At 70.2% G+C, this 18,041-nt stretch carries 16 protein-coding genes; 6 read left to right on the top strand and 10 right to left on the bottom strand.

The genetic code is table 11. From position 1 onward, the window contains the following. The first annotated feature begins 38 nt into the window (after nucleotides 1–38). Nucleotides 39–1,667 (top strand): amidohydrolase, encoded by a 1,629-nt coding sequence (locus ABS642_RS17935; protein WP_350351188.1) that lies wholly within the window; start codon nucleotides 39–41, stop codon nucleotides 1,665–1,667. 16 nt (nucleotides 1,668–1,683) lie between these two features. Here the strand turns inward: ABS642_RS17935 and ABS642_RS17930 are convergent, their stop codons facing one another. Genes ABS642_RS17930 through ABS642_RS17910 form a run of 5 tightly spaced genes read right to left on the bottom strand, consistent with a single transcriptional unit; the run spans nucleotide 1,684 to nucleotide 8,471 of the window. Next, nucleotides 1,684–3,267 (bottom strand): ABC transporter ATP-binding protein, encoded by a 1,584-nt coding sequence (locus tag ABS642_RS17930; protein ID WP_350351187.1) that lies wholly within the window; start codon nucleotides 3,265–3,267, stop codon nucleotides 1,684–1,686. Beyond that, nucleotides 3,264–4,130: an ABC transporter permease gene (locus tag ABS642_RS17925; protein ID WP_350351186.1), complete on the bottom strand. Its 867-nt coding sequence runs from the start codon at nucleotides 4,128–4,130 to the stop codon at nucleotides 3,264–3,266. Before ABS642_RS17925 ends, ABS642_RS17930 begins: the two co-directional genes overlap by 4 nt. Beyond that, nucleotides 4,127–5,083, bottom strand: coding sequence for an ABC transporter permease (locus ABS642_RS17920; protein ID WP_350351185.1), 957 nt, complete (start codon nucleotides 5,081–5,083; stop codon nucleotides 4,127–4,129). Before ABS642_RS17920 ends, ABS642_RS17925 begins: the two co-directional genes overlap by 4 nt. Further along, on the bottom strand, nucleotides 5,080–6,750 hold the full coding sequence (locus ABS642_RS17915) for an ABC transporter substrate-binding protein (RefSeq protein ID WP_350351184.1): 1,671 nt from the start codon (nucleotides 6,748–6,750) through the stop codon (nucleotides 5,080–5,082). Before ABS642_RS17915 ends, ABS642_RS17920 begins: the two co-directional genes overlap by 4 nt. Further along, nucleotides 6,750–8,471 carry an amidohydrolase gene (locus tag ABS642_RS17910; protein WP_350351183.1) on the bottom strand — a complete coding sequence of 574 codons (1,722 nt, stop codon included), beginning with the start codon at nucleotides 8,469–8,471 and terminating at the stop codon, nucleotides 6,750–6,752. Before ABS642_RS17910 ends, ABS642_RS17915 begins: the two co-directional genes overlap by 1 nt. A gap of 165 nt (nucleotides 8,472–8,636) precedes the next feature. Here ABS642_RS17910 and ABS642_RS17905 point away from each other — a divergent pair, with 165 nt between their 5' ends. The 4 genes from ABS642_RS17905 (at nucleotide 8,637) to ABS642_RS17890 (ending at nucleotide 11,577) form a co-directional block, all read left to right on the top strand. Next, complete coding sequence (locus tag ABS642_RS17905; protein ID WP_350351182.1) at nucleotides 8,637–9,299, top strand: TetR family transcriptional regulator; 663 nt, start codon at nucleotides 8,637–8,639, stop codon at nucleotides 9,297–9,299. A gap of 78 nt (nucleotides 9,300–9,377) precedes the next feature. Further along, a complete protein-coding gene (locus ABS642_RS17900) occupies nucleotides 9,378–10,634 on the top strand; it encodes a flavin-dependent oxidoreductase (protein WP_350351181.1) in 1,257 nt (418 codons plus the stop codon). Further along, nucleotides 10,631–11,107 (top strand): MarR family winged helix-turn-helix transcriptional regulator, encoded by a 477-nt coding sequence (locus tag ABS642_RS17895; RefSeq protein ID WP_350351180.1) that lies wholly within the window; start codon nucleotides 10,631–10,633, stop codon nucleotides 11,105–11,107. Before ABS642_RS17900 ends, ABS642_RS17895 begins: the two co-directional genes overlap by 4 nt. After that, the gene (locus ABS642_RS17890; protein ID WP_350351179.1) at nucleotides 11,104–11,577 is read left to right on the top strand and encodes a DUF3237 domain-containing protein; all 474 of its coding nucleotides are present in this window, start codon (nucleotides 11,104–11,106) and stop codon (nucleotides 11,575–11,577) included. Before ABS642_RS17895 ends, ABS642_RS17890 begins: the two co-directional genes overlap by 4 nt. Here the strand turns inward: ABS642_RS17890 and ABS642_RS17885 are convergent. Genes ABS642_RS17885 through ABS642_RS17875 form a run of 3 tightly spaced genes read right to left on the bottom strand, consistent with a single transcriptional unit; the run spans nucleotide 11,562 to nucleotide 15,183 of the window. Continuing rightward, on the bottom strand, nucleotides 11,562–12,320 hold the full coding sequence (locus ABS642_RS17885; protein WP_350351178.1) for a phosphatase PAP2 family protein: 759 nt from the start codon (nucleotides 12,318–12,320) through the stop codon (nucleotides 11,562–11,564). The two genes, ABS642_RS17890 and ABS642_RS17885, sit on opposite strands and share 16 nt — an antisense overlap. Then, the gene (locus ABS642_RS17880) at nucleotides 12,317–13,846 is read right to left on the bottom strand and encodes a carboxylesterase family protein (protein WP_350351177.1); all 1,530 of its coding nucleotides are present in this window, start codon (nucleotides 13,844–13,846) and stop codon (nucleotides 12,317–12,319) included. The genes ABS642_RS17885 and ABS642_RS17880 overlap by 4 nt, the downstream gene beginning before the upstream one ends. Before the next feature lie 29 nt (nucleotides 13,847–13,875). Next, nucleotides 13,876–15,183, bottom strand: coding sequence for an MFS transporter (locus tag ABS642_RS17875; RefSeq protein ID WP_350351176.1), 1,308 nt, complete (start codon nucleotides 15,181–15,183; stop codon nucleotides 13,876–13,878). Nucleotides 15,184–15,349: 166 nt separating this feature from the next. Between ABS642_RS17875 and ABS642_RS17870 the strand changes: the two genes are divergently transcribed. Next, nucleotides 15,350–15,919, top strand: coding sequence for a helix-turn-helix domain-containing protein (locus ABS642_RS17870; protein ID WP_350351175.1), 570 nt, complete (start codon nucleotides 15,350–15,352; stop codon nucleotides 15,917–15,919). A 104-nt stretch (nucleotides 15,920–16,023) separates the two neighbouring features. Here ABS642_RS17870 and ABS642_RS17865 read toward each other — a convergent pair whose 3' ends face one another. Both ABS642_RS17865 and ABS642_RS17860 read right to left on the bottom strand, forming a co-directional pair. Continuing rightward, the gene (locus ABS642_RS17865) at nucleotides 16,024–16,977 is read right to left on the bottom strand and encodes a DNA methyltransferase (protein ID WP_350351174.1); all 954 of its coding nucleotides are present in this window, start codon (nucleotides 16,975–16,977) and stop codon (nucleotides 16,024–16,026) included. Then, nucleotides 16,956–18,005 (bottom strand): biotin/lipoate A/B protein ligase family protein, encoded by a 1,050-nt coding sequence (locus tag ABS642_RS17860; RefSeq protein WP_350351173.1) that lies wholly within the window; start codon nucleotides 18,003–18,005, stop codon nucleotides 16,956–16,958. The genes ABS642_RS17865 and ABS642_RS17860 overlap by 22 nt, the downstream gene beginning before the upstream one ends. Between the last annotated feature and the right edge of the window lie 36 nt (nucleotides 18,006–18,041).

Raw genomic sequence — 18,041 nt, 5'->3', positions numbered from 1 at the left:
GTGCCACGACGAACGCCCGCATCAGAAGGAGAACGACCATGACCTCCACCCTCGCAGCCGACGTGTGCATCATCGACGGACGCGTGTTCGACGGCAAGATCGGCACGTCCGACACCGCGATCGCCGTCCGCGGCGGGCGGATCCTCGCGATCGGCTCCGACGCCGAGATCCTCGCGTTCGCCGGTCCCGACACGCGCATCGTGGATGCCGCGGGCGGCGGCATCCTCCCCGGTTTCGTGGACGCGCACATCCATGCGGCGTTCGCCGGCGTCGAGCGGCTCAGCTGCGACCTGACGGGAGCCGCGAGCGTCGAGGAGACGCTGGCGCTGGTCGCCCGCGCCGCCGAGACGACGGATGCCGAGTGGATCACCGGTGGCGGGTGGAGTCACGAGCTGTTCCCGCATCCGACCAGGCAGGTGCTCGACACCATCGTGCCCGATCGACCGGTGGCGCTGAGCGATGCGGGGCACCACACCCTGTGGGTGAACTCGCGGGCGCTCGCACTCGCCGGGGTCGACCGCGACACCCCCGCCCCGCCGAACGGGCACATCCACCGCGACGAGCACGGCGACCCCACCGGCTACCTCAACGAGACGGCGGCAGAACTCGTCGGACGCGTGATCCCCGCGACGACGGATGCCGAGATCGCCGCGGGACTGCGGAACGCGCAGGAGTTCCTCTGGACGCTCGGCATCACGGGGTGGCACGAGGCGATCCTCGGCGAATACAACGGCAAGGCCGACTGCACCGAGGCCTACCGGGCGACCATCGCCGACGGCACCCTCCGCAGCCGCACGTCGGGAGCGCTGTGGGTGCCGCCCGGATCGACGGCGTCCGAGGTGCCGACCCTGATCGAGCGGTTCATCGCGCTGCGCGCTGAGAACGCCGCGGCCGGCTTCGACACGTCCACGGCGAAGGCGATGGTCGACGGCGTGCCGCACGGCGAGACCGCCGCGCTGCTGGAGCCCTACTGCAGCCACGCCGGAAGCGGTGAGCTGCACATCGATGCCGCAGCGCTCGAAGCCCTCGTGGTGGGTCTGGACGCCGCCGGCTTCGCGATGCACCTGCACATCATGGGCGATCGCGGAGTTCGTGTCGCCCTCGCCGCCGTCGAGGCCGCGCGGCGCGCGAACGGCACGGGACAGCGCCACCATTTCGCCCACCTGTCGATGGTGCATCCGGACGACGCGAGGCGTTTCGGACCGCTGGGCATCACCGCGAACATCCAGGGCCTCTGGGCGTCCCACGACCCGGCCGTCGTCCCGATGATCGGCGAGGCGCGCATGCGCGCCGGCTATCCGTTCCGGTCGATCGCCGACAGCGGCGCCGCTCTCGCGATGGGCTCGGACTGGCCCGTCTCCCCTGCCGACCCGTGGCTCGCGATCCACGTGGCGGTCAACCGCAGCCTGCCGGGCCCTGGAGGACAGCCGAGCGAGCCCCTCGACGCGACTCAGCGTCTGACGCTCACCGAGGCGCTCGCGGCGTACACGAGCGGATCGGCGGAGCTCGTGCTGGGAGACGGCGGGATGCTGCGCATCGGCGCCCGCGCGGACATCGTCGTGTCGACCGTCGACCCGTTCGCCATCCCGTCGGAGGCTCTGATCGGTGTCGGCACGGCTGTCACGATCGTCGCCGGAGAGGTGGTCTACTCCCGCTCGGACGGCTGAGCGGGGGGCACCGCGCTCACGCCACCGGCACCGGAACCGAGTCGATCAGCAGTCGCGTGTAGTCGTGCTGCGGGTCGCCGAGGAGCTGCTCCGTCGATCCCGCCTCGACGATCTCGCCGCGGCGCATGACGATCGTCTCGGCGCACACGCGTCGCACGACCGCGAGGTCGTGGCTGATGAAGAGCAGGGTCAGTCCCTGATCACGACGGATGCCGGCGACGAGGTCGAGCACCTGCGCCTGCACCGAGACGTCGAGTGCGCTCGTCGCCTCGTCCATCACCAGCAGCGCGGGTTCCACGGCGAGCGCCCGTGCGATCGCCACGCGCTGCCGCTGCCCTCCGGAGAGGGTGCGGGGCCGGGCGGCGACGTGCTCTTCGCCCAGCCCGACGGCGGCGAGGAGTTCGACCGCGCGGTCTCGCGCCGCCGCGCCGCGGCGCCCGGTGTGCAGCGTCAGGACGTCTTCGATCGCGCGGCCCACCGGAATACGCGGGTCCAGCGACAGGTACGGGTCCTGGAAGACCATCTGCACGCTCTTCGCGCGCTTCAGGCGGTCCACCCGCGAACGGGGGATGCCGGCCATCGAGCGTCCGCCGATCCTGATCTCACCGGCGTCCGGCTCCTCGAGGCCGACGATCATCCGGGCGAGCGTCGATTTACCCGACCCCGACTCCCCCACCACCGCGAGAGAGCCGCCGCGCGGGATCGAGAGCTCGGCGTTCGCCACGGCGACCACCGGTTCCTTCCCGCGTCGGCGGTAGGTCTTGCCCACGCCCGACACCACGAGCTGAGCGTCGGTGCCGGTCGCCGGCGAGGGTGCGGTGATCGCCCCGGAGATGCGCGGGGTCGCCGCCACCAGCCGCCGCGTGTAGTCGGCCGCGGGGGCCGAGAGCACCGCGGTCGCCGGCCCTTCCTCGATCACCGCGCCGTCCTTCATGACGACGAGTCGGTCGCACAGCGAGCCCGCGAGATTCAGGTCGTGGGTGATGAACAGCATCCCCATCCCGTTCTGCGCGCACAGCTCTCGCAGTACCCGCACGATCTCGGCCTGGGTCGTGACGTCGAGCGCGGTGGTCGGCTCATCGCACACGAGCAGGCCCGGCGATGCACTCAGGGCACCGGCGATCATCACGCGCTGCAGCATGCCGCCGGAGAGTTCGTGCGGATGCTGCCGGAGATGGTCTTCCGGAGCGGGGAGCCCGACCGCGGTGAGCAGCTCCAGGGCTCTGGCGTGCGCGGCTTCCCTCGACCATCCCTCGCACAGACGCAGCGCCTCGGTCACGTGGTCGCCGACCGTGCGCATCGGGTTCACTCCGGCGCGCGGGTCCTGGAAGACCATGGCCGACTCATGACGACGGATCTCCTGACGCGCGGCGGCGCCGGCGAGCGGCGAGCGCCCGTTCACGGCGATGTTGCCGCCGACGACCGACCGATCGGGGAGGAGTCCGAGCACCGCGCGCGCGGTGAGGGACTTGCCCGACCCCGACTCGCCGACGAGCCCCACGGTCTCGCCGGCCGCGACCTGCAGGCTGATGCCGTGCAGCAGCCTGTCGCCGTCCGGGAGATCGAGTGTCAGGTCCTGGATGTCCAGCAGAGTGCTCATGCGGGGGTTCCTCCTCCGATGCGGTCGGACAGCTCCTCGCCGATGATGTTCACGGCGACGACGACGAGCACGACCGCCACGGCCGGTGCGATGGCCGGCAGAAACTGCCCCGCGGCCACGCCCGACTGCGCCTCGTTGATCATCGCGCCCCAGTCGGCCGTCGGCGCCTGCACGCCGAGGCCGAGGAACGAGAGACCGGCGAGCTCGGCGAGCACGTATCCGAAGTTGAGAGTGGATTGCGCGCCGACGATCGGCGTCACGTTCGGCAGCACGCGGCGCAGCGCGATCCACGCACCCCCGAATCCCTGCACCCGGTAGGCCGAGACGTAGGGACGCGTGCGCTCGGCCGCCACCAGCGACCGGGTGAGTCGGGCCACGAACGGCGCGTAGGCGATGCTCATCGCGATCACCGGTGCGACCAGTCCCTTCCCGAACAGGGCGACGGCCATGATCGCGATCAGGAGCGACGGGAAGGCGAAGAGCACGTCGAACACCCGGCTCAGGGCGGCGTCGATCCAGCCACCGCGCCAGCCGGCCCAGAGCCCGAGCAGGATGCCGATCACGGTCGAGAAGACGACGACCAGGAGCGGTCCGATGAGGGCGGTGCGTCCGCCGTAGATGAGGCGGCTGAACAGATCCCGGCCGAGAGAGTCGGTGCCGAGCCAGTGCGCGGCGGACGGTGGGGCCAGGAAGGACAGGAAGTCCACGGCATCCGGATCGTACGGGGCGACGAACGGCGCGAAGATCGCGGCGAGTGTGACGACGGCGAGCACGACGATCGCCGCGAGGAAGAGGAATCGCGGCCGCTTCCGGCGCGGCGAGCGCAGCAGCCGGATCGCGAGGGTGGGGGTCGAAGAGGTCATCGGGCACCTGCTCCCGCTGCGGAGCGCGGATCGATCCAGGGTTCGAAGATGTCGACCAGGGCGTTCATCACCACGAAGGCGAGCACCACCAGGAGGACGATGGCCTGCACGACCGGGAAGTCCAGCCGGTCGACCGACTGCACCAGGAGCGAGCCGATGCCGGAGAGGCCGAACGCCGCCTCGACGATGGAGCTCGCGACGATGAGCCCGGCCACGAGCACCCCGCTCACGGTGAGGATGGGACCCAGCGCGTTGCGCAGGACGTGACGACGGATGACCGTCGATCGGCGCACGCCGCGACTCGTGGAGACCTCGACGTGCTCACGGCCCAGCTGATCGACCATGGCCGACCGGGTCACCTTCCCGACCAGCACGATGAAGACGAGCGCCAACGCGAGCGAGGGCAGGGTCAGGTGGTAGAGCATGTCGAAGAACCCGTCGCCGGAGCCGAAGGAGGGGAACCAGCCGAGCTGGATGGAGAACACGGCGATGAGCACGATCGCGCCGACGAAGGACGGGATGGCACCCAGCACGGTGAGTCCGATGAGGATGAACCGATCGACCGCCTTCCCCCGGTTGAGCGCCGCGGCAGCGCCGAGCACGACCCCGGCGATGAGCACGATCGCGCCGGCCATGGCGACGAGCATCAGGGTCGCCGGCAGCCGATCGCCGATCACCTGGGTGACATCCTGCCGGTACTGCAGCGAACGGCCGAAGTCCCCCTGCAGCACGCCGACGATCCAGCGGAGGTACTGCTCCCACGGCGGAAGATCCAGACCGTACTGCGCCGTGACCGCGGCCACCGCCTCGTCGCTCGGCTTGCGGCCGCGCAGCAGGAAGCTCACCGGGTCGCCCGGCACCAGGAACCGCGAGAAGAAGACGAGCAGCGACGCCAGGAAGAGCGTCAGCAGCAGCCCGCCGAGCTTCCCTGCGACGCGTCGCGCGCTGCTCATCGAGCGCCGATCGTGGCGGCCCACGGGTAGTACATGAAGGCCACAGAGGGCTGGACACCGGTGATGCGCTCGCCGAGGTACAGCGAGACCGGCGCCTGGTACAGGGGCAGCCACGGCAGCTCGGCGTTCGCGATCTGCTGCGCCTTCGCGGTCACCTCGCTGCGCGCCGCCGGGTCGTCGATCGCGGTGGCCTCGGCCACGACCGCATCGAACTCAGGGTTCGACCAGCCGCCGTAGTTGCTGAAGTCGCCGGTGCGGAGCACGGAGTACATCTCGAGCGCGTCCGGGCTGGAGAGATACCAGCTGGTGTAGAACAGATCGACGCCCTCACGGGCACTCGGGTCCGAGAACAGGGCCGTGTACGCGTTGGGGGTCACGGTCTCGACGTTCACCTTCAGGCCGATCGACTGCGCAGCGGCGACGGTCGCCTGCGAGATGACGGCGAAGTCGTTGCTGATGGGCGCGGTCACGTAGGTCAGCTCGGCTCCCTCGGCTCCGGCTTCGGCGATCAGCTTCTTCGCCTCCTCGACGTTCTGGTCGTAATGGCTGACATCGTCGAAGGCCGCGCCGCGCCCGGCATCCGACGCCTCCTGCCAGACCGATTCCGTCGTCATCACGTCGGTGGTCTCCCCCACGCCGCGGTAGGCGGCCTGCAGGATGCCGTCGCGATCCAGCGCGAGCAGCAGCGCCTTGCGCACCCGGAGGTCGCCGAGCGGGCCTTCGAGGTCGCTGACCACGAGGTTGCCGACGGCCGTGTTCAACCCGAAGACCACGTCGCCCTTGCCCGAGGACTGCAGAGCGGGGACGGCCTCCATCGGCAGCATCCAGGAGCCGTCGACGCTGCCGGACTTCAGCGCGTTGATCCGCGCCGTGGGATCCGTCATGAACACGAATTCGACCTCGCCGGACCGTGCCTTGAGCTCGTCGTCCCAGTAGTCGTCGAAGCGGGTCAGCGTGATCGACTCGCCCGACTCCCAGGCGGCCAGCTCGAACGGGCCGGTGCAGTTCACCCCGCCGGTGGAGTTGCCGTAGTCGGCCCCCTTGTCGGCGAGCGTCGCGGCCGACTCGATGACACCGGCGGCGCCGCCCATGCCGAGGTTGAACTGCGAGTCGGGTCCGTTCATGGTGACGGTCACCTGGCGGTCGCCGGTCTGCTCGATCGATGCGACGTTCTGGTACACCGAGAACCAGAACGATCCCACCTCGGGGTCGAGGTGCCTGCTCATCGAGGCGACCGCGTCGGCCGCGGTGAGCGGCGTGCCGTCGTGGAACGTCACGCCCTCGCGGATCGTGTACACCCAGGTGTCGGGGGTCGGATGCTCGAACGATTCGGCGAGACCCGGGCTGAGGGAGAAGTCCGGGTTGAGGCGCAGCAGCGACTCGCAGACGTTGGCCAGCACGGAGTTGTCGGCGTAGTCGAACGCGTAGGCGTAGTCGAGTGAGTTCGGCTCGGCGTAGCTCGCGAACGTGAACGAGTCGATGTCCCCCGAGGGCTCGGCCGTGGTCTCGGTCAGTTCCCAGTCGATGGGGTCGTCGGCGCCGGAGTCGGCCGTGCCCGCCGGGGCGCAGCCGGCGAGCGCCGCGACGGCGAGGATACCGGCGAGCACACCGGCGCCCGTGCGGCGGGTGGAGCGTACGGAGGAACGGGAGCGGAGAGTGCGGTTCATCAGGACTCCTGGCGATCGTCGGCGGATGCGGTGCGTTCGGGTGCAACAGGTTCGGATGCAGCGGGCTCCGGTGCGGTGTAGACGCGGCGCCCTTCGATCCAGGTCGAGGTGACCCGGGTGAGGTGCAGATCATCGGCGGGGATGCGGAAAGGATCAGGGGAGATGACGACGAGGTTGGCGAGACAGCCCTCGCGGATGCTGCCGGTGTCGTCGTCGCGTCGATTCACGTAGGCGCTGCCGGAGGTGTACGCGGCCAGCGCCGTCTCGAGGTCGAGACGCTGGTGCTCGCCACCGAGAGGCGGATGCTCGGATCCCGGGTAGGCGCGGTTCACGGCGACGTGGATCGCCGCGAGGGGGTCCGCCGTGGACACCGGCCAGTCACTGCCGGCGGCGAAGCGCACACCGTCGCGCGCCAGGTCGCCGAACGGGTACTGCCGATCGACCTGCCCCTCCTGCAGGAACGGCAGCGTGAGCTCATCGAGCTGGTCCTCGTGAGTGGCCCACAGCGCCTGGATGTTGGCGACGGCACCCAACTCCGCGAACCGCGGCACGTCATCGGCGGCGACGACCTGCAGGTGCGCGAGGTGGTGGCGGCCGTCGGTGTCGCCGTTGGCGTCGTGTGCGACCTGCAACGCATCGAGCGCCTCGCGCACGGCGCGGTCGCCCAGTGCGTGCATGTGCACCTGCTGACCCGAGGCGTCGAGCGCGGTCACGTACTCGCGCAGCCTTTCCGGCTCGATGAAGCTCAGACCGTGGTTGCACGTGTCGTGGCCGGCATCGTCGCGGTAGGGCGTGAGCATCGCCGCGGTCTGGTTCTCGGCGACCCCGTCGACCATGATCTTGGTGGTGCCGAGGTCGATACGTCGATCGGGGTGGGCTGCGGCGGCGCGCTCACGCCGCTCCGCCATCCGCTCCACCTGGTCGATCCCGCCATCGCGCCTCCACCACTGCGCACCCACGACGTGCACGAGCAGCCGTCCGTCGGCGGCGGCACGCTCGTACGCGGCGAGCGGATCGGCGATCCCGCCGGAGTCCGCTCCCACCATGGCGTCCTGCCAGCCCGTGATGCCGAGCGCGATGAGCTCGTCCTGCGCGCGAAGCAGCCCCTGGTAGGCGAGGTCGTCCGAGGTCGCAGGACGCACAGCGGCGAAGAGGTCCCCCGCCCCCTCGTGGAAGGTGCCGGCCGGGTATCCGTCCGGCTCGCGCACGATGCGTCCGTCGTCCGGATCCGGGGTGTCCGCGGTGATCCCGGCGCGTTCGATGGCGGCCGTGCTCGCCCAGGTGCTGTGGTGGTCGCGGCTCTGCAGCAGCACGGGGCGCCCGCCCGCCGCCTCGTCGAGGATGCCGCGCGGCGGATTGCCGCCGGGGAAGTGGTCCATCCCCCACCCGCCGCCGAGGATCCACTCCTCTTCGGGGTTCGCCTCGGCGTACGCCCGGATGAGCTCGGCGGTCTGCGCGGCATCCTCCGCCTCCGTGAGGTTGCACTGGAGCAGTTCGATGCCGCCCCCGACCGGGTGGATGTGCGCGTCCTGGAATCCGGGGCTGAGGAGCGCGCCACCGAGGTCGACGCGCTCCGCGTCGGCGAAGGCCGGCAGGGCGACCGACGTCTCGGGGACCACGGCGACGATGCGACCGTCGCGCACGACCACGGCGTGCTGCTCGAGGGGCGCCCCGGCACCGGTGAACACGGGACCGCCATGGAAGATGAGCTCGTCGGCCATCGTTCGTCTCTTCTCGTCGTGCTTCGCCATCGAAGCTGCTGGATCGCCCCACGGTAGAACGCCGACGGCTATGCTGTCAACAGTGTTGACATCGGCGTGGACGAATTCGAGCGAAGTCGTGCCGATCGACGTGACACGATGGACTCGGACGGGACCGGAGAGACGATGACGAACGACAAGGCGACCACGCGGGTACGACTCGACCGGCAGCTGATCATCGACACGGGCTTGGAGCTCGCCGAGTCGGGTGCGGCCACGATCTCGGTGCGCGAGCTCGGCAACCGGCTGGGCGCGGATCCGACCGCGATCTATCGCCACTTCGCGAGCAAGGATGCGCTGATGAGCGCCCTCCTCGACGAACTCACCGTGCAGGCCACGGCATCCGTCTCGATCCCGGTCGAGGACTGGCGCGGCCGCCTCCGTCAGCTCAGCGAGACGACGCTCGGCGCCTTCACGCGCTACCCGGCCATCGGGGCGGAGGCGACGTCGCTGACGACCCACGGCCCCGGCGAGCTCGCGGCCATCGAGCTCATGCTCGAGGCGTTCCATCGCGCGGGCCTGCGCGGTGAGGCGCTGGTCCGCCATTACGCGCTGCTCGCCTCGTATGTCCTCTCCGCTGCGGCAGGCATCGCGCGAGCGCGCGCCGGCCATGCCGACGAGAACGCCGACACCCCCTGGATCGACTCTCCCCTTCTGGCCGACCCCCGGGAGTTCCCGCACATCGCCGAGAACGGCATCCTGCTCTCCGAGCTGAAGGACCGCGAGCTGTTCCTGCTCGGCGTCGACGTGATCCTCGAATCGGCGGAGCGCGCCGCCGAGCACGACTGAACATCCTCTTGCGCTCCGTATAGTTTTGTGACAAAACTATAATCGCTGCTCACGACGAGCAGAGATCAGGAGAGATCGATGAAGATCATCATCGTCGGCGCGGGCATCGGCGGCCTCGCCGCCGCAGTCAGCCTTCACGAGGCGGGCCTGCGGGACGTCGCCGTCTACGAGCGCAGCACCGCGATCCGCGGACTCGGCGTCGGGATCAACCTGCTCCCGCACGCACTGCGCGAGCTGACCGAACTCGGCGTGGCCGAGACCATCGCCGCCCTCGGCGTCGCCCCGACGAGCCTCAGCTACTTCAATCGGCACGGACAGCGCATCTGGAGCGAACCCCGAGGCATCGCCGCCGGGTACAGCTGGCCGCAGCTCTCCGTGCATCGCGGACGCCTGCAGCTGGCGCTGGGCGATCTCGCCGAAGCCCGCCTCGCCGAGCCGATCCGCCTCGGTCATCGCCTCGTCGGCGTCACCGCGAACCCCGACGGCACCGAGACCGCCCGCTTCGCCACGGAGGACGGCGAGGTCGAGGCGACGGGCGACGTGATCGTCGGCGCCGACGGCATCCATTCCGCGCTGCGCGCCCTGCGCTATCCCGCCGAAGGTTCGCCGCCCTGGAGCGGCCTGACGCTGTGGCGGGGCGTGAGTCGGATCCCGACGTTCCTCGACGGACGCACCATGATCATGGCGGGAGACGGCGAGCAGAAGTTCGTCGCCTACCCGCTCTCGGAACCGGATCAGGATGGACGGATGCTGGTGAACTTCATCGCCGAGCGCCGGGTGGGCGGCACGGGAGACGCGGACTGGAACCGCTCCGTCGATCCCGGACCGATCGCGGAGCTCTTCCGAGACTGGCGCTTCGACTGGCTCGATGTGCCCGCCGCCATCGCCGCGGCCGACGAGATCCTCGAGTACCCGATGGTGGATCGGGACGCCCTGGCGCAGTGGACGTTCGGGCGCACCACCCTGCTCGGCGACGCCGCGCACGCGATGTACCCGAACGGCTCGAACGGGGGGTCGCAGGCGATCCTCGATGCGCGCACGCTCGCTTTCCACCTCGCGACCGCGGGAACCGCCGAGGAAGGGCTCGCCCGCTACGAGCAGGCCCGGCGACCGGCGATGACGGCCCTGCTCGCCGGTACCCGGGCGACCGGTCCCGAGCGAGTCATGCAGCTCGCCGCCGAACGCGCCCCACAGGGCTTCACCGACATCGACGAGGTGATCCCGCTCGCCGAGCGCGAGAAGATCGCGGCCGACTACAAGGCGGCAGCGGGCTTCCTCCCGTCGGTCCTGAACGAACGCGCATCGCTCACCCCTCAGGCGGAGGCTTCGCGATGACCGGGTTCGACGCCGCGCGGCTCGCCGCCGTCATCTCACCGCTCCGCCGCGCGCTTCTCGCTGCCACACGAGCCGAGGCTGCGCTCCCCGAACTGAGCGACGCGCAGATCGACGTGATCCGCGCCCTCCCGCGCGGCACATCCCGAGGCTCGGCAGAGATCGCCGCCCGCCTGCGCCTGAGCCGCCCCACCGTGAGCAACCTGCTCGGCACCATGGAGGCCGAGGGACTGGTCGAACGTGCACCGGACCCCTCCGACGGCCGACGCGTCACCGTCCGCGCCTCGGCGACGGCGCTGGACCTGTTCGACCGATTCGATGCGGCGAACGCGGCCCTCGTCACCCGGGCGACGGCGACCCTCGACGACGAGGATCGCGTGGCCCTCGGTCGAGCGCTGCCCGTGCTCGAGAAGCTCTGCGCCGCGCTGGGAGCCGCCGACGTCCCGGCCTCGGCCGACCCGAAGGAGATCCGATGACGCCGCACGACCTGCTGCCCCCGCCGACGCTGGACGTCGCATTCGACGTGACCGTCGATCTGGGGCCGCTCGAAGATCATGGTGTCACCAGCGCCGGCCACCGCCGTGTCGTGCCGATCCTGGGGGGACGCATCACGGGCGCCGTCGAGGCGGACATCCTGCCCGGCGGGGCGGACTGGCAGGTGGTCCGCCCCGACGGCACGATCGAGATCGACGGCCGCTACTCCGCGCGCACGGCATCCGGCGACATGCTGCTGCTGCACGCGAAGGGCCTGCGCACGGGGTCGCCCGAGGTGCTGGAGCGGCTGGGACGCGGTGAGGACGTCGACCCGCGCAGCTACTGCTTCCGCACGACCGTCGCCGTGGAGACTGCCGCGGAGTCGCTCGCACATCTTCCGCGGAGCCTGTTCCTCGCGGTGGCCCAGCGGCAGGCGAGCACCGTGCTCTACCGGGCCTATCGCGTGGGCTGAGCGGCCTGCGCCTTCCGCAGGAACCACACCCGGCGGTCGTGATCGCGCCGCAGCCACGGGAGGAACGCCCACCACAGCAGCACGGCGACCGCCGCCCCGCCGATCAGTCCCGCGCAGGTGTCGGTGAACCAGTGCGCGTTGATCAGTGTGCGCTGCCACACCATTCCGACGGCCAGCAGCACGCCGATCGCGATCCAGATGCGTCGCGCCCACACGGCGGATGCCGGGATGAGGGCGAGCACCGTGATGATGATCGCGGCCATACTCACCGAGTGCCCGGACGGGAACGAGCCGTGGTCGACCTGGACGAGCGGTCCGAACAGGCCCGCCACGGTGTCCTCGGTCGGGCGCGGCCTGTCGACGAGGTTCTTCGTGAGCTGCGCCAGGAGCCCCGGCCCGGCCAGCTGCACGGCGATCACGAAGAGCGCCGAACGCCACCGCCCGAGGAGCACGAGCACCAGCGGGAGCAGGAGCATCATCAGCACGACTCCGGGGAGCTGGCCGAGGTGCTGGAACAGCTGCGCCAGCGCGAAGCCGGGGAGCCAGGACTCCGGCCCCACACCGGCGAACCGTCTCCAGCCGTCATCGAGCGCCTGCGACCACGGCGCATCCGGCGCGGCGAGCACGCCGAGAGCCAGCGCGACGAACACGACGAGAAGCCCGAGGGCGATCCACAGCATCCGTCGCGGACGCACGACCTTCACCGGCCGGGTGCGGATCCCGGCCGTCTCGACCGCGGTCACGACGCCGCACCCCGCAGCGGGCGCACCGAGGCGTAGGCGTCGGCGACGTCACGCGTCGGGGTGTCGTACACCCGCGCGATGCCTCCCGCCCCTTCGTGCCGTGGCCAGCCCGGGTCTCCCCCGGTGATGAACGCGACCGCGGCGCCATGCAGCTCATCGGCAAGACCCTGCGGCGGGTTCGGGCCGGCGAGCGGTTCCATCGAGGGGCCGTCGAGGCAGTCGAAGAAGAACGGCACGTCGAGGCAGTGCTCGGCGAAGCCGAAATGTCCGGACGGCCACGCGAAGCGGTACAGCCAGGTCGGGGCCGACCCCCGATCCTCCACCACGTTCAGCAGCGCGGTGCGGAACATCCGGTCGGTGAGCAGCCGCCCCGCGAGGCGCGCCTTGCCCTGTCCCGCGACATCGGCGTTCGCGGCGAGATACGCGTGCCGCGCGCTCTTCGGAAGGCCGAGCCTGGCGAGCAGGAAGTTCTGCGGCACCCAGCGCAACGCACGCTCCGCTGCACCCGTGAACGCCATCGTGAACTCGTCGTCGGTCGCCCCGAGGACGAGCGGCTTGTCGGCGCCGACGCCCGCACGCAGCGACTCCCGCGTCGAGCGCGGCAGCAGGTCGCCGTCGATCGTCGGCCCGAGCGGCAGCCCCTCGTCGACGATCGTCCCGAGTGAGTTCGGCCCCATCCGGGTCGCCTTCTTCTGCAGCTCCAGGATGCGATCCTCACTGAGCGCCGAGAACCCGGCGACGGTCGGCTCGACACCGCCCGCCGCCGCAAGGCCGCGGCCGAAGGCCTCCGCCCGCTGCGGCGCGACGTCGGCGAGGGCGCCGGAGAGGGCGTAGACGCCGTGGAACAGATGCTGCGCCTTCTCCATCCCGAGCAGCGTCAGTACCGCGCCGCCGCCCGCGGACTGCCCGGCGATCGTCACGCGTGACGGGTCGCCGCCGAACGCCGCGATGTTCTGCTGCACCCACTCGAGCGCCAGCAGCCAGTCACGCACGCCGCGGTTCGACGGAGCATCCTCGATCCAGCCGAAGCCGTCGAATCCGAGCCGGTACGAGATCGACACCGTGACGACGCCATCGCGGTTGAAGTTGCGACCGTCGTACCAGGGGCTGGCCGGCGAGCCAGCGAAGTACCCGCCGCCGTGGATCCAGACCAGCACCGGCAGGCCGGCACCCGCCTCCTCCGCCCCACTGGGTCCCTGAGCTCGTCGAAGGGCGGGCGTGAAGACGTTGACGTTCAGCGTGGCCTCGCCCTCGACGCTCGGCTCGGGGATCAGAGTGACTCCGGGGTCCCCGCGCTGTGCGGTCGGCGCGAAGACCAGGGCGTCGCGCACCCCGGCCCAGGGCGCCTTCGGCACCGGCGCCTGGAATCGCCGCGCGCCCACCGGCGGTTCGGCGAACGGGATGCCGAGGAATGCAGCGGACCGCGGATTCCTCCGCCCGCCCGTGGTCGGACGCCAGCGACCTCGCACGCGCCCTGCGGCGGTGGTCACCTCGACGAACTCGGTGTCGGTGTCGGTGTCGGTCATCACAGCATTCTCCTGTTCGTTGCTGAGCATCAGCGGACTCCCTTGATCGGCGCGGTGGCGATCGCCGCGAGGATGACGAAGACGATCGCGAACACGAAGAGCGTCGCGTATCCGCCGAGCGCTGTGATGATCACTCCGCCGATCGCCGGGCTCAGGGCCTGCGGCACGTTCGTCGCGACGTTGAGGATGCCGAGGTCCTTGCCCGCCGAGACGCCTTCGTTCGGCAGCACCTCGGTCATCAGCGCGGCATCCACCGACATGTACAGTCCGAAGCCGATGCCGTTGATGATGCTCATCAGGATCATGCCGGTCATGTTCGGCTGCAGCAGGGGCATCGCAAGACCTGCGACCATCACGACGGATGCCGCGTAGATGAACACCTTGCGGCGCCCCACCTTGTCGCTCCACCAGCCCGACAGCGCGATCGCGATGAGCGTGGGGACGAAGGCGACGAGCGTCAGCGTGACGACGGCCCCCTGCGCGTCGGCGAGCGGCAGGCCGATGTAGTCGGTGAGCATGTACAGCTGGTACGACGTGACGACGAAGTAGCCGAGGATCAGCAGGAAGCGGGCGGCGAAGGCCCACGCGAAATCGGGGTGGCGCCGCGGGTCGATCCAGAAGCCCTTGAAGAACGCGCCCCAGCGGAACGCGTCGACCGCGGCATCCTTCGAGGACCAGTCCCGGTTGACGAGGGCGAACAGCAGCGCCGCGACGATGACCGCACCGCCGAACACCGAGTACCCGATGCCGATCTGCGCGGCGAAGGCACCGGCGAGCATGATCCCGACGGTCATCCCGAGCTGGGTGCCGAGCCCGATCATCGCGCTCGCGCCGCCGCGCTTCGCCCGGGGGAAACGGTCGGCGGTGATGGCGGTGAGCGGCGCCTGGAAGAAGTTGAGGGCGACCTGGATCACGACCCAGAACACCGTGATCCAGAGGATGTCGCTGAGCGAGCCGAGCCCGAAGAGGAAGATGCCGCCGACGATCGCGCCGATCACCATCCACGGCACCCGGCGGCCGAAGCGCGACCGGGTGCGGTCGCTGAGCGCGCCGACGATCGGCTGCGCGAAGAGGGTGAAGACGAACGAGATCGTGGTGACCAGGCCGAGGTTGGCGACCTTGTTGGCCTCGTCGATCAGCAGCACCTGACTCGGCAGCAGGATCGCGATGAGTCCGCCGTAGGTGGCGAACAGGGTGAGCGAGGCGATCAGCAGGCTGGGCAGCAGGCGCCTGTTCGCGGGTGGACTGGCAGCGGGTTCGCCCGGCGCGGGCGGTGCGGATCGGATCGTCCCGGTCGGGGCGAGATCGGTGGCGGGGTCGAGCGGGGACACGGACATGTCGGCTCCTCGTTGAGCGGATTCGGAATGAATACCAAACGTCATTCGGTATTCATCGGACATCGTGACAGACGAGCGGTGGCGAGCGCAAGTGATTCACGAACGTTGTTCGGTATTCGTGACCGAGTCGTGAGAAAGACATCGCCGTGACGGTTACCCTGGATCCATGGCGACTCGAGGGGCATACGCGAAGGGCGTCGCCAAGCGCGAGGAGATCCTCGAAGCCGCGCTCTCCGTCGTCGCCGAGCACGGCTACCGCAAGGCATCGGTGCGGGAGATCGCGGATGCCGCCGGCCTCAGCCCCGCCGGCCTGCTGCACTACTTCGGCACGAAGGAAGAGCTCTTCGTCGCGATCCTCCAGGCGCGCGACGACCGCGACGAGCAGGAGTACGCCGGCGAAGACGTGATCGCCGCCTTCCTCGCCGTGACCCGGCACAACGCCTCGGTCCCCGGACTCGTGCAGCTGTACGCGCAGCTCGCGGCGGAGGCGGGCGACCCCGAGCATCCGGCGCATGCCTACTTCCGCGAGCGCACGGCGCGGGTCGAGAGCTTCACGCTCGCCCAGGTTGCCGCGGATCAGCAGGCGGGGCTTCTGCGCGACGACCTCGATCCGGCGTGGATCGTGCGCACCATGCACGCCCTCGCCGACGGCCTCCAGTCCGCGTGGATGCTCGACCCGACGCTCGACATGGCTGCCGAGATCGAGCAGTTCCTCGTGCTGCTGCGCCCGTCCTGACGCCGGGGCGGCTGCATCTGCAGGTTCGTTTCACAGTTGCAGGTCGAAACCGCCCGTTTCGACCTGCAACCGTGAAATCGACCGATGGATGCCGGTGGCGGCGGCTACTCCGACGGGCGCGAGACCTCGGCATGCGGCATCCGCTCGGTCATCACGCGGACGGCTTCGGGGTTGTCGTCGACGAGCACGGCATCGCGGCCGAGCGCCGAGGCGACCGCCCCTGTCGTGCCGCTGCCGGCGAAGAGGTCGAGCACGCGGTCGCCGGGACGGCTTGACGCAGTCACGATGCGGCGGAGGATCCCCTCGGGCTTCTGCGTCGGATATCCGGTCTTCTCCCGACCGGTCGTCGGCACGATCGTGTGCCACCAGACGTCGGTGGGGAGCTTGCCCCGCGCCGCCTTCTCGGCCGTGACGAGCCCCGGCGCCATGTAGGGCTCGCGGTCGACGTCCTCGGAGTTGAAGACGTACTCCCGGGGGTTCTTCACGTAGACGAGGATCGTGTCGTGCTTCGTGGGCCAGCGACGGCGAGACTTCGCCCCGTAGTCGTACGCCCAGATCAGCTCGTTGAGGAAGCAGTCGCGCCCGAAGACCGCGTCGAGCATCACCTTCGCGTAGTGCGCCTCGCGGTAGTCGAGGTGCAGGTAGAGGGTGCCGTCGTCGGCGAGGAGCCGCCATGCCTCCTCGAGCCGCGGCATCAGGAACGTGCCGTAGTCGTCGAAGCTGTCGTCATAGGTGCGCAGCATGCCGCGGACCCGCTCGTAGGCGTGGCCGTGGAATCCGTGGCGGACCTCGGTCGCGGCGGCCGGCTGTGCAGTATTCAGTCCATTCGTCGCGAGTTCTGCCGAAAGGGCGCCTTCAACGCCCGGTTCGGCGGATTCTTGCTGAGTTGTGAACGTGCGCCGAGCGGTGACCACCTGCCGCTCCTGCGCGCGACCGGTGTTGAACGGCGGGTCGAGATAGACCAGCGTGAAGGATGCCGTGGGCAGAGTCGCCGCGACGGCGAGGTTGTCGCCCTCGATGATCGTGACGGCGCCGGTCACGGTACCCGATGCAGCCACGCCTCGGTGGCGAACTTCGACTCCACCAGGTCTTCGGCTGCGGCGTACTCCTCCGGGGCGATCGTGCCCGTCTCGGCATCCGTCAGCGAGCGGAAGGTGTCCTTGAAGCGCTCGATGATCTCGGCGCGCGTCAGTCCGGTCTGGCTGCGCAGCGGGTCGACGCGCTTCGCCGCCGAGGTGGTGCCCTTGTCGCTCAGCTTCTCTCGGCCGATGCGCAGCACCTCGGTCATGGTCTGGCCGTCGATGTCGTACGAGAGCGTGGCGTGGTGCAGCACGCCGCCGTTGGCGAGGCGCTTCTGCGCGGCGCCGCCGATCTTGCCGGTCGGGCTCGCGATGTCGTTGAGCGGCTGGTACACCGCATCGATCCCGAGCGACCGCAGCGCCTGCAGCACCCAGTCGTCGAGGAACGCGTACGAGTCGGCGAACGTCATGCCCGCGACGAGGGATGCCGGAACGTACAGCGAGTACGTAATGATCTGCCCCGCTGCCATGAGCATCGCTCCACCGCCGGAGATGCGGCGCACGACGTCGAAACCGTGCCGTGCCGCCCCCTCGGGGTCGACCTCGTTGCGGTACGACTGGAACGAGCCGATCACGACGGCCGATTCGTCCCACTCCCAGATGCGCAGCGTCGGCCGGCGACGCCCTTCGCCGACGCGCGAGGTGAGCACCTCGTCGAGGGCGAGGTTCATCCGCGGCGAGACCGCCTTGTCGTGCACGATCTCCCAGTCGAAGTCGCGCCAGCCCGGCGCGGTCACCAGCGCACGGCGCACGGCGGTGCCGACGGCCTCGGGCGTGAAGCCGAGGAGCTGCGCGCCGTCCGGGAGCGCCTCGCGCACCGCGGCGGCGATGACCGTCGCATCCGACTCGACCGCCAGGCCGTTCACGGCGGCGTTGATGTCGTCGAGCGCCGTGTCGGGCTCGAGGAAGAAGTCGCCGGCGAGGCGGAAACGCGCGATCCGGTCGTCTTCGACATCGAGGTCGACGACGACCAGCTTTCCCCCTGGGACCTTGTATTCACCGTGCACGGTTCCAGCTTAAGGCGCGCAGAGCGCCCGCGGCGG

The sequence above is a fragment of the Microbacterium sp. A8/3-1 genome (genome assembly GCF_040267695.1).
Taxonomy (GTDB): Bacteria; Actinomycetota; Actinomycetes; order Actinomycetales; family Microbacteriaceae; genus Microbacterium; species Microbacterium luteolum.
The sequence above is the reverse complement of the archived record's forward strand: the minus strand, read 5'-3'. Positions and strand labels throughout refer to the sequence as shown.

Coding starts and splice junctions, on each gene's coding strand:
- ABS642_RS17935 (WP_350351188.1), top strand. CDS start 39: ATGACCTCCACCCTCGCAGCCGACGTGTGCATCATCGACGGACGCGTG.
- ABS642_RS17930 (WP_350351187.1), bottom strand. CDS start 3,267: ATGAGCACTCTGCTGGACATCCAGGACCTGACACTCGATCTCCCGGAC.
- ABS642_RS17925 (WP_350351186.1), bottom strand. CDS start 4,130: ATGACCTCTTCGACCCCCACCCTCGCGATCCGGCTGCTGCGCTCGCCG.
- ABS642_RS17920 (WP_350351185.1), bottom strand. CDS start 5,083: ATGAGCAGCGCGCGACGCGTCGCAGGGAAGCTCGGCGGGCTGCTGCTG.
- ABS642_RS17915 (WP_350351184.1), bottom strand. CDS start 6,750: ATGAACCGCACTCTCCGCTCCCGTTCCTCCGTACGCTCCACCCGCCGC.
- ABS642_RS17910 (WP_350351183.1), bottom strand. CDS start 8,471: ATGGCCGACGAGCTCATCTTCCATGGCGGTCCCGTGTTCACCGGTGCC.
- ABS642_RS17905 (WP_350351182.1), top strand. CDS start 8,637: ATGACGAACGACAAGGCGACCACGCGGGTACGACTCGACCGGCAGCTG.
- ABS642_RS17900 (WP_350351181.1), top strand. CDS start 9,378: ATGAAGATCATCATCGTCGGCGCGGGCATCGGCGGCCTCGCCGCCGCA.
- ABS642_RS17895 (WP_350351180.1), top strand. CDS start 10,631: ATGACCGGGTTCGACGCCGCGCGGCTCGCCGCCGTCATCTCACCGCTC.
- ABS642_RS17890 (WP_350351179.1), top strand. CDS start 11,104: ATGACGCCGCACGACCTGCTGCCCCCGCCGACGCTGGACGTCGCATTC.
- ABS642_RS17880 (WP_350351177.1), bottom strand. CDS start 13,846: ATGACCGACACCGACACCGACACCGAGTTCGTCGAGGTGACCACCGCC.
- ABS642_RS17875 (WP_350351176.1), bottom strand. CDS start 15,183: ATGTCCGTGTCCCCGCTCGACCCCGCCACCGATCTCGCCCCGACCGGG.
- ABS642_RS17870 (WP_350351175.1), top strand. CDS start 15,350: ATGGCGACTCGAGGGGCATACGCGAAGGGCGTCGCCAAGCGCGAGGAG.